Origin of the sequence: Nitrosomonas sp. Is35, from assembly GCF_033063295.1 — a bacterium.
Taxonomy (GTDB): Bacteria; Pseudomonadota; Gammaproteobacteria; order Burkholderiales; family Nitrosomonadaceae; genus Nitrosomonas.
Map to the genome: position 1 here is coordinate 1,478,519 of NZ_JAWJZH010000001.1, position 14,651 is coordinate 1,493,169.

Below are 14,651 nucleotides of genomic sequence, written 5' to 3' on the forward strand. Positions count from 1 at the left end.
ATTGCCACACCACCAATAGTGGTGCGGGATTGCGCCAAATGCTATCGAGAAATTGCCAGACAAATTAACCGCTTTGAGCACACAACAAGCATGGTAAAATCCGGCCTTCTGAAAAATTGCCAATATCATGAATTCCACCGTTATTACCGCTTTATCTCCCCTGGATGGCCGTTATCACAGCAAAGTTGAGCCATTACGATTTTATTTCAGTGAATTCGCGCTGATTCGTTTCCGCGTGCAAGTTGAGGTTGCGTGGCTCAGAGCATTGAGCGATGACTCTGAGATTGTGGAAGTGCCAGCTTTTTCTGCGGTAACTCATGCGCAATTGGACGATTTGACAGCCAATTTTTCGGTCGAGGACGCGGCAGCGGTTAAAGCCATAGAAGCGACAACCAATCATGACGTTAAGGCGGTGGAATATTGGTTAAAGCAAAAACTCGCGGGTAATGCGGAAGTGGTCAAAGTGGCCGAATTTATTCATTTCGCCTGCACTTCGGAAGATATCAATAATCTGTCGCACGGCTTGATGTTGAAGCTGAGTCTGGAAAAAGTCATGTTACCGGCGCTCGACAAAATCATTGCGCGCTTGATCGAATTGGCACACCAATTGGCGGATGTGGCGATGCTGGCGCGCACGCACGGGCAACCGGCAACACCGACGACTTTAGGCAAGGAGATCGCCAATACCGTGTATCGCTTGCAACGCGGTAGGGAAAAATTGGCGGCTGTCGCCATACTGGGCAAAATCAATGGCGCAGTGGGTAATTACAACGCGCATTTATCCGCGTACCCGGATCTGGACTGGGAAAAATTCGCGCAATCGTTTGTCGAGAAGTTGGGACTGGAATTCAATCCTTACACCACGCAGATTGAGCCGCACGATACCATGGCCGAGTTGTTCGATGCCTATGCCCGGATTAACACCATTTTGTTGGATTTGAACCGCGATATCTGGGGCTATATTTCGCTCGGCTATTTCAAGCAAAAAACCAAAGCGGATGAAGTCGGTTCTTCCACCATGCCGCATAAAGTCAATCCGATTGATTTTGAAAACTCGGAAGGCAATCTGGGGATTGCCAATGCCTTGTTGCGGCATTTGAGCGAAAAATTGCCCGTATCCCGCTGGCAGCGCGATTTAACCGATTCCACCGTGCTGCGCAATATGGGCGTAGCGTTAGGCCATACGCTGCTGGCTTATGATTCGTGCCTCAAAGGACTCAACAAACTGGACGTGAATATGACACAGCTGGCTGCCGACCTGGATAATGCCTGGGAGATCCTGGCGGAGCCGATTCAAACCGTGATGCGGCGCTATGGCGTTGCCAATCCATACGAACAGCTAAAAGCACTGACGCGCGGCAAGGGGGGAATCACGCAGGCTGCGTTACATCAATTCATCGCTGGTTTGAGCATTCCAGAAGGGGAAAAAAAACGTTTACTGGCGATGACGCCACGAAACTATATTGGCAAAGCCCGCGATCTGGCCGGAAGAATCAAAAACTGAAAATTATTCAGATGAACAATATACTGATTAGTATCACTAATTCATCATTTCTCTACGTATTCGCAGATAAATTTTCATTTCCGGCTTGAAATTTAGCAGTGCTGTCCCAATATCGCCCTCACAGTTATGAGGAGCTACGATGCAAAGTCCAGAAAATTCACATAATACAGAAGCGAGTTCAAAAGATATGGCTGATTCCCAGGAAGAAATCAAAATCCCCGGAGCGACTAACGATGCCACCATCCAAACCGGGGAAATCACTAACGCGCAGCCCGATTGGGAACATTTACTGAAAGAAGCGGAAATCAAAGCGGCCGAGCATCACGATGCCTGGATTCGCGCCAAGGCGGAAACGGAAAATATCCGTAAACGCGCGCAAACCGACGTTTCCAATGCGCATAAATATGCGATTGAGAATTTCTCGGCGCAGTTGCTGACGGTAATGGATAGTTTGGACGCCGCATTGGCGGTTGAGAACGCGACCATTGAAAATTTCAAAAGCGGTATGGAATTAACACAAAAACAACTCACCAGCGTTTTCGATAAATTCAATATCAAGGTGATTGATCCTAAAGGCGAGAAATTCGATCCGCATCAACATCAAGCCATGTGCACGATTGATTCCGAACAACCGCCGAATACCGTGGTTCAAGTCATGCAAAAAGGTTATAAGCTGCATGAGCGCATTATCCGCCCGGCGCTTGTATCCGTTTCAAAAGCGAAAGACTCTTGAATTTTTTACAAGTATCTCCATTTTTATACCCATCGACAGACAGAATTAATCTTTAAAAGGATCTAAACATGGCAAAAATTATCGGTATCGACTTGGGTACCACAAACTCTTGTGTGGCCGTTATGGAAAACGGTAATCCCAAAGTCATCGAAAATTCGGAAGGTGCGCGGACAACACCGTCGATTGTGGCTTATACGGAAGATAATGAAATTTTGGTGGGTGCCTCGGCCAAGCGTCAAGCAATCACGAATCCTAGAAACACGTTGTTTGCAGTCAAGCGGTTGATCGGACGGCGTTTTAACGAAGATATGGTGCAACGTGACATCAAGATGGTGCCGTATAGTATTGTTAAAGCGGACAACAATGATGCTTGGGTGGAAGTGCGTGGCAAGAAAATCGCACCGCCGGAAGTCTCTGCGCAAGTACTGATGAAAATGAAAAAAACCGCCGAGGATTATCTCGGGGAAACAGTAACCGAAGCGGTGATCACGGTACCGGCGTACTTCAACGATTCGCAACGTCAAGCTACCAAGGATGCCGGACGCATTGCAGGTCTCGAAGTCAAACGGATCATCAATGAGCCGACCGCTGCTGCGCTGGCATTTGGTTTGGATAAAAAAGAAGGCGACCGCAAGATTGCAGTTTATGATCTCGGCGGCGGGACGTTCGATATTTCCATCATCGAAATCGCTGAAGTTGAAGGTGAGCATCAATTTGAAGTGCTGGCGACCAACGGCGATACATTCCTCGGTGGGGAAGATTTTGATTCGCGTGTCATGGAATATCTGGTCGATGAATTCAAGAAAGAGACCGGCATCGATCTGAAGAAAGACATGCTGGCGCTCCAACGCCTGAAAGATGCGGCGGAAAAAACCAAAATCGAGTTATCTTCCAGCCAACAGACCGAAGTGAATTTGCCGTATATCACGGCGGACGCTTCCGGACCGAAGCATCTGGCGGTCAAAATAACTCGCGCGAAATTGGAAAGCCTGGTGGAAGATTTGATCGAACGTACCGCCGGACCTTGCCGCACGGCGATCAAAGATGCCGGTTTATCCGCATCGGACATCGACGACGTCATTCTGGTGGGCGGACAAACCCGCATGCCGAAAGTACAAGATAAGGTAAGGGAAATATTCGGCAAAGAACCACGCAAAGATGTTAATCCGGATGAAGCGGTAGCGGTTGGCGCGGCCATTCAAGGTGGCGTGTTGAAAGGTGACGTGAAGGATGTCCTGTTGCTGGATGTGACGCCATTGTCGTTGGGTATCGAGACGCTGGGCGGCGTGATGACCAAACTGATCCAGAAAAACACCACGATCCCAACCAAGGCGCAGCAGGTATTTTCTACTGCCGATGATAATCAAACGGCTGTGACGATCCACGTGCTGCAAGGCGAACGTGAGATGGCATCAGGAAACAAAAGCCTGGGGCAGTTTAATTTAAGCGATATTCCGACAGCACCGCGCGGCATGCCGCAAATTGAAGTGACGTTCGATATCGATGCCAACGGCATTTTGCATGTGTCCGCGAAAGACAAAGCGACCGGCAAGGAAAACAAAATCAAAATCCAGGCAAGCTCCGGTTTGTCGGACGATGAAATTGACCGTATGGTAAAAGACGCCGAGGCGCATGCCGAGGAAGATCATAAAGCACTGGAGCTGGTTTCCAGCCGTAATCAGTGCGATGCGATGATTCATTCGGTGAAGAAATCGCTGAAAGAGCACGGCGACCAATTAAGCAACGATGAAAAAGCCAAGCTTGAGGCCGCATTGAAAGATGCCGAAGAAGTACTGAAAACCGACAATAAGGACGAGATCGATGCCAAAACACAGGCGTTGACCGAAGCGGCGCATAAACTGGCTGAAAAGATGTATCAACAGAAAGATCAGCAAGGCGGCGGAGAAGCGCAACCTGAAGCCGGATCTTCATCATCATCGGGTCGAGGCGAGAAGCCGGTGGAAGGCGAGGTGGTTGATGCGGAATTTGAGGAAGTTAAAAACAAAAAATAATTTTTGTTAAAACAATCAAACGCAGAGACGCACACGGCAGCGCAGTAAATGCCTGTGCGAGCTCTGCGTTTTAGTGTTTGCATAAAGCGTAAATTTCAACAATCAGAACAACATACCCTTATCACGCGAGCAGGAAGTCAAGATGAGTAAGCGAGATTATTATCATGTGCTCGGCGTCAGCCGCGATGCCGATGAAGCAACAATCAAGAAAGCCTATCGAAAATTGGCGATGAAGTATCACCCCGATCGCAATGCAGGCGATGTGAAATCGGAGGAGATGTTCAAAGAAGCCAAAGAAGCTTATGAGGTATTGACGGATACGAACAAGCGGGCTGCTTACGATCAATTCGGTCATGCCGGGGTTGATGCAAATGCAGGCGGAGGAGGTGGCGCACAGGGCTTCAGCGACGCGTTTAGCGATATTTTTGGCGATATTTTCGGTGGGCGCGGCGGACGAGCTAATGTGCATCGCGGTTCCGATTTGCGCTACAACTTGGAGATTTCCCTGGAACAGGCGGCACATGGTACTGAAACTAAAATCCGCATCCCTACTCAGGAGGAATGTGATGCTTGTCACGGCAGCGGCTCCAAACCCGGTCACTCACCGAAGACGTGTCCGACTTGTAATGGCCACGGGCAAGTCAGAATGCAGCAAGGATTTTTCTCTATTCAGCAGACCTGCCCCAAGTGTCAAGGCAACGGCAAAATTATCACGCACCCCTGCGCGAGCTGTCATGGCGTAGGGCGTGTTAAACAGCAAAAGACATTGAACGTAAAAATTCCGGAAGGTGTGGACGATGGCGATCGCATTCGTATTTCCGGTGAAGGTGAAGCTGGCTTAAACGGCGGTCCGCCGGGCGATTTGTATGTTGTAATTCATTTATCGGCGCATTCTGTTTTCCGCCGGGATGGTGATAATTTACACTGTGAAATTCCGATCAGCTTTACCGTGGCTGCGTTGGGTGGAGAAATCGAAGTGCCGACACTGGAAGGTCACGCCAAAATTAAAGTTCCGGCCGAAACACAGACCGATAAGATTTTCCGTCTGCGCGGCAAGGGAATCAAAGGTGTACGCAGTCACGATAAAGGTGACTTGCTTTGCCATGTCGTGGTGGAAACGCCAGTTAAACTGACTGCGCGTCAGAGAGAGCTACTGGAAGAATTGGAAGCCATCAGTTTAAAAGACGGTCCTCGCCACAGCCCGCGTGCCAAGTCTTGGATGGATAAAGCGCGGGAATTTTTCTCCGAATAGGAAACCGCTTAATTTATTATTAATCAATACATAGTCATAACATTGGTAATGTGCTGGTGTCAGCTTGTGACTCACATTTAACAAAGAATTTACATTTGCTTCACAATTGGATTGCTTTCTCAATTTATAGTTACGCCTGAGTTCACGAAACACGATCACTTTAATAGGGCAGTAATTACAAATTTAATTCAGGGAGTAATCATGGCGACAATATCTTTTCTGGTTAACGGTACCGCAGCCAATCCAGCCAAAGCATGGGTGACAATTGAAGAAGTGGCGGGCGGAGCACTATTATTCAAAGTGAATCAAATTGGCAATGTCACAGGAAATTTGTACGGAGTATATTTTGATATCGAAGATGAAAGTATTCTTAGTACGCTCAGAATTACTGGTGTTTCCGACAATATCCGCATCAACGACGAAGCGGTCAATTGCTTAAAGAACGGCACGGATGCATGTCAATCGCGCGTGCACAGTGATGGCCAGAAAATAAATAGCTATAGTTTCATTCTGAACAGCGACATGCGCGCGCTGATACTCAGCGATTTCCCGCACATACAGCTCGATTATTCCGGTGATAGTGATGATTCAAATATTAAAATCAATGATGATTTTAATCATCGCTGGTTATATCTGGAATTGTTTTAAGCGATGTGATATCTCCCCGTTTGCATGTCAGTGGTTGTAGTGCAAATTTCTAATTACGTGGTTGAGTGAAACCCAATACCGCCGCTTCTACCGGCGGTATTGGATCAAACAAGAGTTCACAACGTTAAGACAATCTTCCCGGCGGGATGATTTTGCTCAAGAAACTGCTGCGCTGCGGCGGCATCGGCCAGTGCGAAAGTGCGGGCAATTTTCACAGTCAGCTTATTCTCATCAAACAATGCGGCACACTGCCGCAATATTTCGCCTTGATGGCGTTTCGCTTCTTCCAGTTCCAGTAGAACGGGTGACAGCATCAATTCCAAACTGAATCGTACATTGCGCTTCCGTGCTTCGCTCCAATCGGTATCCGGTGAAGGTTGCAGAATGGTGACCACATCGCCATAGGGCTTCACGCAGCCAAAGCAGCTTTGCAATACCTCCGGCCCGACCGTATCAAATGCGATATCCACGCCATTGCCGTCAGTCCATCGCAACACTTCCGCAGCCACATCGTGTGTCCGGTAGTTGATGATCAAATCGGCACCGAGTTGCTGTACAAATTGTGCTTTTTCCTCGCTGCTGACTGTCGTGATGACTTTGGCACTGGCCAGTTTTGCCAATTGGATAGCGGCATGGCCGACACCACCGGCGCCCGCATGAATTAAGACCGTTTGGCCACTGGTCATGCGTGCCCGGTCATGCAGTGCTTCCCAGGCAGTGATAAAAACCAGCGGTGCCGCGGCAGCTTGTTCAAAGGATAAGGAACGCGGCTTCAAAGCCAGCAGGCTGGCATCGGCCAGCACGTATTCGGCATAAGTGCCCTGACGGTTGTTGAAGCCAGGCTGAGAAAAATAAACTTCGTCGCCGCGCTGGAAATTTTTGACCTGCGTGCCCACGCTCTCAACAATACCGGCGCCGTCGCAGCCAGGAATGACTGGGAAAGTCACCGGGAAACGCTGCGGCGCGGCGCGGATTTTACAATCGATCGGATTGATACCGGCCGCTTTGATACGGATCAAGACTTGCTTATCACCACATTGGCCGAGGGATTCTACATCACCATACTGCAGAATATCCGTTGTTCCGCCTGTATTGAAATAGATTGCTTTCATGGGTTGTGCTCTTATGGTTACTGTTCGTGGTATTGCACGGATTGAAGATGTCGTGCATCCGGTATTTTACCGGATGGCTATCATGGATTGGCAATCATTCCGTAAAGCTTATCTTTATATAACAATCGTTTCTTTTTTAATTCTTCCAAGTATTCGTCGGTGGTGTTTTCGACGCCTTCCTCGATTCTCAGGATTTCACGATTGAGATCGTGATATTCCTCAAACAGACGCGCAAAATGACTGTTATTGGTTTTTAATTCATGAATGCGATCATAATATTCAGGGAATTCATGGTGCAAATCGTGTTTGTCGATCATTGGGATACTCCTCTTATTGTTTTGTTTCAATAGTTGTATTTTGACTGACTGTGAAGAATAGGCGCTGATACAGATCAAAATTCCAACGGATCGACATCCAGTACCCAGCGCACTTTTTGGCTGGGCAATGCGGTGATTTTTGCATACCAGCCGGTTAGAAAAGCGTGCAAATGTTTGCGTGAGGAAGATTGTACCAGTAAGTGCGCACGTTCCAGGCCTTTTAACCGTGACATGTGCGCCGGTACCGGGTCGAATAATTCAACCGTTTGCGGCGGACGGGCAAGTTGTGCCGTTTGTGTAAGAAAATCCAGCGCGGTTTTTATGTGATGCGCTTCCGCGCGCAATAGGGCTTGATATACGTAAGGCGGGAATCCGGCCATTTTTCTTTCCGCCAGCAGCGTTTGTGCCAGCGCATCGTAATCGTGCCGTTGTAACGCTTGATACAACGGATGATCTGGAAATTCGGTTTGAATCAAGACGTGTCCGGCCACATTGGCGCGTCCGGCACGCCCGGCGACTTGCATCAGTTGCGCAAATAATCGTTCACTGGCGCGGAAATCGGTGCTATAGAGCGCGCCATCGGCATTCAGAATGCCCACTAAGGATAGATTGGGAAAATCATGGCCTTTGGCCAGCAATTGTGTGCCGATCAGAATATCCACCTGGTGCGTATGAACGGCATGCAGAATCTCTGGCCACGCATGTTTGCGGCGCGTGCTGTCACGATCAATGCGCAGAATCCGCGCCGTTGGAAAATGGGCGGTCAAAGTTTCTTCCACGCGTTGCGTGCCTTGCCCGAAAGGAGCGATATCTTGATTGCCGCACTGCGGGCAAGCGCGCGGAAATTGTTCTTGGTGGCCGCAATGATGGCAGCATAGTTTTTTGTCACGCAGATGCACAACCAAGCGGCTGGAACAACGCTGGCAGGGCGCTGTCCAGCCGCAGGACTTGCACAGCAGCACGGGCGCATAGCCGCGCCGGTTGATGAAAATGAGACTTTGATGCTTTTTCTGTAAACACTGATCGAGTGCCTGGATCAGTGGGCCGGATAAGCCTTCCTGGGTTTTGTGGATGCGTGTATCAATGCATTTAATCAAGGGCAGGGTGGCATTTTGCACCGCGCGGGAAAGCAGACGGATATGCCGGTAACGGCCTGTGAGCGCATTGTAATAACTTTCCAATGACGGCGTGGCCGAACCCAATATCACCGGGATAGCGCTTTGCCTGGCGCGGAAAATCGCCAGATCGCGCGCGGAATAACGCAGTCCATCCTGTTGTTTGAACGAGCTATCCTGTTCTTCATCGACAATAATCAAACCAAGATCGGATAATGGGGTAAACACGGCGAGGCGCGTGCCCAAGATAATTTTGGCTTCACCGCGCTGGGCTTGCAGCCAACCGGTTAGCCGCTCGGTATCGTTGAGGCCGCTATGCAGGCTAACCAGCGGAACGGTAGAAAAGCGGGCGCGAAAAACACCTTCCAACTGGGGTGTCAAACTGATTTCGGGAATCAGTACCAGCGCTTGCCGGCCTTGCGCCAGCACGGATTCGATAATTCTGAGATACACCTCGGTTTTGCCGCTACCGGTCACACCATGTAGCAGCCAGGTATTGAATTGCTTGACATCGGCAGTGATGGCACTCACCGCAACCTCCTGCTCGGCAGTCAATACGGGAATTTCTGCAACTCGCGCCACTGTTGCAGTTGAGCAGAATTCTGCCGCGATCCAGCCGAGCTGAATCCAGTCTTGCAGCAATTTTTCCGCACGCGGTGAAATGTGCTTGATTTGCGCGCCGGTCAACGTCACGGCTTGTTGAAATTCACTGAGCAAGCGGCGCGCTACCCGGTTACGTGCCGGAATTTGTGCTAACTCAACGCTTTTACCGGATGCAGTCAGACTGTATTGATACTGAGCCGGTTTTCTTTTTAAGCTAACCGGCTTGTTATTACGCAGCTTAACGGGCAAGCCATTCAGTATCACCATACCCAGCGGGTGATGATAATACTGGCTGCAAAAATAAAATAAATCCAACAATGCGGCGGGTAGAGGTTTTATTTCCCTGAAAATGCCGTGCGCGGACTTCAGTTTCTCAATGGGAATCTGCGTTTCATCGCTGACCGCGAGGATAATACCGGTGACTTGTTTTTTGCCGAAAGGCACACAGGCGCGTAGCCCGATATCGTGTTGGCTGGCGTCCTCTAACTGGTAATCAAACAGTGTGTCGACTGGAACATTGAGTGCGACACGGATGATGGGCATGAGCAGCCGGATTTATAACGAAGGAAAAGCACTACTCACCGGCTATGAAACAGTTCCGGTGAGTGTTGTGCTTTAAGATTCAAACCATCAGTTATTTAGAAACACGGTACAGCGTGACCGATGGTTCACCGGGTTTGTCCAGCTTGGCGGTATTGCCATCCGAACTGAGGGTGAAGCCGATGCTGCCTTCCACATCGGAGAATCCGGCGCAACCATTGGTGTTATAGGTGAAGCTGGATAAACTGAAATTATTTCCGCCTTTGTTATAGGTATAGGAAGAAAATTCGATGCCGGGTTTTGCGCATTTTGCTTGATCTTCACGCTGTGTTGCACCTGTCGGATCGATCATCATATATTTGCCGTTAGGGAAGAAAACCACAGTTTGTGTGTTGATCGCTTCACTGTCATACGCCCAAGCGCCGACAATACCGTTTGCGTCGTTATCAATTTTTGCGTAGCGGGATTCTTTGACTTCTTTTTCCGCAACCTCATTTTCATCGCTTAACTGTATCGGTTTGGCGATATGGAAAAGCTCACCGAATACACTGCCTTGTTCACGCGCTCTTTGCACTGTGACAATATCGGAATTAATCAATTCGGAGCCGTCGGTACGCACTCGCCGCGTTGGGCCAGGATTAGAGAAACCAGCCTTCAGATTGGTGTCCACGCTGGGCGTGCTCACCAGCTTGAAGCCGCGGCTGTCAAAATCAGTCGCTTTGGCTACGCCATATTCAACACCCGCTTGGAAAACGGTTTTCCCGCCGCACACCCGGTTTTCATCACAGGAATCATCCGGTCTTGCATCGCCTTGCAAGTACTCACCGCTGCTATCGGCGGCTACTCGCAGCACGCTGGCGGTTTGGTTGGTATAACTGACCCAGATTTGCGCGCTGAGCAGTGCGACACCTTGAGAAAGAAAGTGTGTGCGCGCTGCTTCAGGAGTTACGGCTTCGCCGGAAATACCACCGGCTTCCATAATTTCTTTTAGCTCGGCGGAATCGGCAAATGTTTCCGGACTGCTATCCAGATTAATCGACCCTTTAACGGCAGCAGCCGTTTCACGGGAAATGGCAATACCATTGGAAAGATCGCTGTCGGAATCCAATGATTGCAGTAAAACCAGCAGATTTTGTAGTTTATTATTGTTGCCACCGGCTAATTCAATCGGAGTCACAATCTGTGAACCGGGAATATTACCCAATGTCAAACCGCCCAGCTTGAATTCGATTTTGTCACCATGATTGAAATTAAAACTGCCTTTCTCGTCGGTGGTGCCGGATTTTCCGGAAGTTGCCGCGAACGTTACGCCGGACACGGGGGAATCTACTAAAATACCGGTTGCCGGGCCTGTCGGCATGGTTCTTTTGACAGCCGTTGCTGACGATGATGACGAAGAGGATGAAGTATCGAGTGCTTTTTCACCGCCGCTGTCGCAGGCAGCTAGACCAACAACAAATACTGTGGATAATACGGGTATCCATGATTTTTTTCTTAATTGCTGTTTAGATTTCATTAAGATGCTCTCTTTTTGATTAATTAAATAATTCAATCTTGTACAATTTACTTTTTTGTCCGAGTAACGTATCGATGGATGCTGATATTTTACTATCAAGATTGCTATTATAGCCATGCATTCGGTTTTTCGTTCCTGACTTGCTTAAATAGGTTTTAAATTTTTGTCTTTTCGTGTATTTTCGCCGCTGTTTTTTATCTGGGGGGTATAAGGTATTTATATGTCTAACATGGCTGATATTTCGCAACTGGCGGACATGTCAGTGCAGCTTCCCGTCAACTGGTACTTGGATCCTAAAATTCTTGAACTTGAAAAACGTATTTTGTTTGATCGCGGGCCGGGTTACGTAGGTCATGAAATAATGGTTCCCAATGTGGGCGATTATTATGTGCCGGAATGGATGAATAATGCCAAAGTGCTGGTGCGTAACGAACAAGGCATTGAATTGTTATCGAATGTTTGCCGTCACCGTCAAGCGCTTTTATTGACGGGCAGAAGTAATACCAAAAGCATCGTGTGTCCGATACATCGCTGGACTTATGCGTTGAATGGCAAATTGCTGGGTGCGCCGCATTTTGAGCAGAATCCTTGCCTGAATCTGAGCAAAACCGCATTGCAAAGCTGGAATGGTTTATTGTTTAACGGTGAACGTCAAGTTGCGCACGATATGGGTAATCTGAGCGTGTTGCAGGATTTTGATTTTTCTGGCTATGTCTTTGATCGCGTGCAGATTGATCACTATCACTGTAACTGGAAAACATTTATCGAAGTGTATTTGGAAGATTATCACGTCGATCCGTTTCACCCGGGATTAAGCCGTTTTGTCGATACCGGAAAACTCGATTGGGAATTTGGCGATTGGTATAGCGTGCAGACTGTGGCAATCGATAGTGCACGTTTGCAAAAACCGGGCACTCCGGTGTATGCCAAATGGCACGAACAAGTATTACTGCAACAATCGGAAGGGGAGATGCCGCCGCATGGATCGATCTGGTTGTTGTATTACCCCAATGTCATGCTCGAGTGGTATCCGCATACGCTGGTCATCAGTACGATTCTGCCGACCGGAGTAGAAAGCTGTATGAACGTGGTTGAGTTTTACTATCCGGAAGAGATTGCGCTATTTGAACGCGATTTCGTGGAAGCCGAACAAGCGGCATACAAAGAAACCGCGCTTGAAGATGATGAAATCTGCAAACGGATGACCGCCGGGCGGCGTGCTTTATTTGAACAGGGTTTAAATGAAACCGGGCCTTATCAAATTCCTATGGAAGAAGGAATGAAGCACTTCCATCAATTCCTGCAACGAGAAATCGGACCGCATATCCGTTGATTCAATAACCGCAACTGCTGTATTTTTTAGGAACACCGACAAGTGCGTTCATTGTGGATGTTGGTTGCAGGCTTTATGTTTGCCTGCATGGGCGTACTGGTCAAACTCGGTGCGGCGTATTTTTCCAGTACGGAATTGGTGTTTTACCGTTCGTTGTTCGGTGTCTGGATGACTTACTTGGTCATCCGCTATTACCGTCTGCCGGTAACAACGCCGCATTGGCGGGTTCACTGCTGGCGCGGAATCTCCGGCTTGATCAGTTTATTGATGTTTTTTTACTGTATAACGCAATTACCCTTGGCGACCGCCATTTCGCTGAATTATACCTGGCCGCTTTTCTTGGCAGTGTTTTCCACCTTGATTTTGAAAGAACATATTCACTGGCCGTTAATCTGCACAGTTTTACTCGGTTTTACCGGTGTGGTTTTGTTACTGCGCCCTTCGTTGCCCGAAGATCAATGGGTGGCCGGTTTGCTGGGGATGGCCTCCGGGTTTTTCGCTGCAATTGCTTATATCAATGTCAAACAACTGGGCGAATTGGGTGAATCCGAATGGCAGGTGGTATTTTATTTTACATTGATCAGCACATTAGGCACTGGTGTGTGGTTGCTGTTTACGGCATTCAGTCCGGTTAACTGGGATGGTTTATTGCTGCTGCTCGGTACCGGTATAACAGCCACATTGGCGCAATTGGCGATGACACGCGCCTATCATCAAGGTGCGACGCTGGTTGTGACTTCACTGGGTTATAGCACGGTATTATTTGCCAGTCTTTGGGGCATTCTGTTGTGGAATGATGTATTGCCTCCCGTAGCCTGGCTCGGGATGGGATTGATTGTTCTGGGCGGTTCATTAAGCGGCATCCTGGGTATTAAGCGAGCTTCCATTGTGACGTCCAAGTGATTTTGCTGTGATGCGGGTAGCGGCAAAATTTGCACCATCCGGTTTAATTCCCTATGATGAGCTAATTATTTGTTGAGGAGGGAGTCATGATAACTATTCAAAAGAAAGACAATCTCGTAATTGTTGCAGTTATTGGTGAGTTTACATTAGCCGACTACAATGAATTTGAGCAACAAGTGCTGTATCAATCCCATTTTGACGGTAAAGCCAATCTCTTGTTTGATTGGCGCGACATGCTGGATTACACCGTTGATGTAGCTTGGGAAGAAGTTAAATTCATGCGCGATCACGGCAGTGAATTCAACCGGGTAGCGGTTGTGACGGATGATGAATGGCAAACCTGGGGCGCATGGGTTTTCAATTTATTCATTCATGCCAACGTAACGGTTTTTCACGATTACGAGAAAGCCGAGATTTGGGCCTCGGAGACTGAATAACCGATTCCCGGTTGAATGATTGTGACGAATTAACGCGATCTATGCGTCACAGCACATTGTATGAAATGTGTATGCGTAATATACAACAGAGTATTTGCTATGATTTCCAAGTTTGTTCTTAAGCGGTAAGAAAAATCGAATGGATGATTTTGTTTTAGCCCGAGTATTGCACGTATTGGGCATCGTGCTTTGGATAGGCGGCGTTGCAATGGTGACGTTTGTGTTGTTGCCAACCTTGGCGCGCATGCAGTCGGCCACGGATGCAATGGCATTTTTTTCCCGTTTCCGGCAACGGTTTGCCGCGCAAGCGCGTTTTTCCACATTGATCGTTGGGTTGAGCGGTTTCTACATGGTTTATGTGCTCGATGCCTGGCATCGTTTCATGCAGTGGCAATATTGGTGGATGCACATGATGGTAGCGATCTGGCTGCTGTTTAGCGTGATGTTGTTCGTCATGGAACCGCGTGGACGCCGCAGGCAAGGCGCAGCCCCGGTACAGCAAGACATTTCACCGGAAACATTTGCCAGAATTCAGCGCAAGCACTTGTTCTTATTGATACTCAGTTTAATTACCATTGCCGGTGCCGTGGCAGGTAGTCATGGCTGGTTGATAGCCGGGAGTTGAA

At 48.5% G+C, this 14,651-nt stretch carries 13 protein-coding genes; 9 read left to right on the top strand and 4 right to left on the bottom strand.

Annotated elements, in window-relative coordinates; all coding sequences use genetic code 11:
* The first annotated feature begins 127 nt into the window (after positions 1–127).
* The 5 genes from purB (at position 128) to R2083_RS06860 (ending at position 6,149) form a co-directional block, all read left to right on the top strand.
* Positions 128–1,504 carry an adenylosuccinate lyase gene (purB, locus tag R2083_RS06840; protein ID WP_317530774.1) on the top strand — a complete coding sequence of 459 codons (1,377 nt, stop codon included), beginning with the start codon at positions 128–130 and terminating at the stop codon, positions 1,502–1,504.
* Between the two features lie 139 nt (positions 1,505–1,643).
* The gene (gene grpE / locus R2083_RS06845) at positions 1,644–2,237 is read left to right on the top strand and encodes a nucleotide exchange factor GrpE (protein ID WP_317530773.1); all 594 of its coding nucleotides are present in this window, start codon (positions 1,644–1,646) and stop codon (positions 2,235–2,237) included.
* 68 nt (positions 2,238–2,305) lie between these two features.
* Entirely contained in the window at positions 2,306–4,249 is a 1,944-nt protein-coding gene (gene dnaK / locus R2083_RS06850; RefSeq protein WP_317530772.1) for a molecular chaperone DnaK, read from the top strand.
* Between the two features lie 142 nt (positions 4,250–4,391).
* Positions 4,392–5,501: a molecular chaperone DnaJ gene (gene dnaJ, locus R2083_RS06855; protein WP_317530771.1), complete on the top strand. Its 1,110-nt coding sequence runs from the start codon at positions 4,392–4,394 to the stop codon at positions 5,499–5,501.
* 201 nt (positions 5,502–5,702) lie between these two features.
* A complete protein-coding gene (locus R2083_RS06860; protein ID WP_317530770.1) occupies positions 5,703–6,149 on the top strand; it encodes a hypothetical protein in 447 nt (148 codons plus the stop codon).
* Positions 6,150–6,265: 116 nt separating this feature from the next.
* On the opposite strand, the gene R2083_RS06865 is transcribed toward R2083_RS06860, so the two are convergent.
* From R2083_RS06865 to R2083_RS06880, 4 genes are all read right to left on the bottom strand, one after another.
* Complete coding sequence (locus tag R2083_RS06865; protein WP_317530769.1) at positions 6,266–7,261, bottom strand: zinc-binding dehydrogenase; 996 nt, start codon at positions 7,259–7,261, stop codon at positions 6,266–6,268.
* Between the two features lie 80 nt (positions 7,262–7,341).
* Positions 7,342–7,578 carry a YdcH family protein gene (locus R2083_RS06870; RefSeq protein WP_107803318.1) on the bottom strand — a complete coding sequence of 79 codons (237 nt, stop codon included), beginning with the start codon at positions 7,576–7,578 and terminating at the stop codon, positions 7,342–7,344.
* A 74-nt stretch (positions 7,579–7,652) separates the two neighbouring features.
* Complete coding sequence (locus R2083_RS06875; protein WP_317537956.1) at positions 7,653–9,839, bottom strand: primosomal protein N'; 2,187 nt, start codon at positions 9,837–9,839, stop codon at positions 7,653–7,655.
* 91 nt (positions 9,840–9,930) lie between these two features.
* Entirely contained in the window at positions 9,931–11,352 is a 1,422-nt protein-coding gene (locus R2083_RS06880) for an adhesin (protein WP_317537957.1), read from the bottom strand.
* A 220-nt stretch (positions 11,353–11,572) separates the two neighbouring features.
* Here R2083_RS06880 and R2083_RS06885 point away from each other — a divergent pair, with 220 nt between their 5' ends.
* From R2083_RS06885 to R2083_RS06900, 4 genes are all read left to right on the top strand, one after another.
* Positions 11,573–12,685, top strand: coding sequence for an aromatic ring-hydroxylating dioxygenase subunit alpha (locus R2083_RS06885; RefSeq protein ID WP_317530766.1), 1,113 nt, complete (start codon positions 11,573–11,575; stop codon positions 12,683–12,685).
* Positions 12,686–12,742: 57 nt separating this feature from the next.
* The gene (locus tag R2083_RS06890) at positions 12,743–13,588 is read left to right on the top strand and encodes a DMT family transporter (protein WP_317538984.1); all 846 of its coding nucleotides are present in this window, start codon (positions 12,743–12,745) and stop codon (positions 13,586–13,588) included.
* 86 nt (positions 13,589–13,674) lie between these two features.
* Positions 13,675–14,025, top strand: a complete 351-nt coding sequence (locus R2083_RS06895; RefSeq protein ID WP_317530765.1) for an STAS/SEC14 domain-containing protein — start codon at positions 13,675–13,677, stop codon at positions 14,023–14,025.
* A gap of 139 nt (positions 14,026–14,164) precedes the next feature.
* Entirely contained in the window at positions 14,165–14,650 is a 486-nt protein-coding gene (locus R2083_RS06900) for a hypothetical protein (RefSeq protein WP_317537958.1), read from the top strand.
* Position 14,651 lies beyond the last annotated feature (1 nt).

Excerpts from the sequence above, each read along its gene's own strand:
- purB (WP_317530774.1), top strand. The coding sequence starts at position 128 with ATGAATTCCACCGTTATTACCGCTTTATCTCCCCTGGATGGCCGTTAT.
- grpE (WP_317530773.1), top strand. The coding sequence starts at position 1,644 with ATGCAAAGTCCAGAAAATTCACATAATACAGAAGCGAGTTCAAAAGAT.
- dnaK (WP_317530772.1), top strand. The coding sequence starts at position 2,306 with ATGGCAAAAATTATCGGTATCGACTTGGGTACCACAAACTCTTGTGTG.
- dnaJ (WP_317530771.1), top strand. The coding sequence starts at position 4,392 with ATGAGTAAGCGAGATTATTATCATGTGCTCGGCGTCAGCCGCGATGCC.
- R2083_RS06860 (WP_317530770.1), top strand. The coding sequence starts at position 5,703 with ATGGCGACAATATCTTTTCTGGTTAACGGTACCGCAGCCAATCCAGCC.
- R2083_RS06865 (WP_317530769.1), bottom strand. The coding sequence starts at position 7,261 with ATGAAAGCAATCTATTTCAATACAGGCGGAACAACGGATATTCTGCAG.
- R2083_RS06870 (WP_107803318.1), bottom strand. The coding sequence starts at position 7,578 with ATGATCGACAAACACGATTTGCACCATGAATTCCCTGAATATTATGAT.
- R2083_RS06875 (WP_317537956.1), bottom strand. The coding sequence starts at position 9,839 with ATGCCCATCATCCGTGTCGCACTCAATGTTCCAGTCGACACACTGTTT.
- R2083_RS06880 (WP_317537957.1), bottom strand. The coding sequence starts at position 11,352 with ATGAAATCTAAACAGCAATTAAGAAAAAAATCATGGATACCCGTATTA.
- R2083_RS06885 (WP_317530766.1), top strand. The coding sequence starts at position 11,573 with ATGTCTAACATGGCTGATATTTCGCAACTGGCGGACATGTCAGTGCAG.
- R2083_RS06890 (WP_317538984.1), top strand. The coding sequence starts at position 12,743 with ATGTTGGTTGCAGGCTTTATGTTTGCCTGCATGGGCGTACTGGTCAAA.
- R2083_RS06895 (WP_317530765.1), top strand. The coding sequence starts at position 13,675 with ATGATAACTATTCAAAAGAAAGACAATCTCGTAATTGTTGCAGTTATT.
- R2083_RS06900 (WP_317537958.1), top strand. The coding sequence starts at position 14,165 with ATGGATGATTTTGTTTTAGCCCGAGTATTGCACGTATTGGGCATCGTG.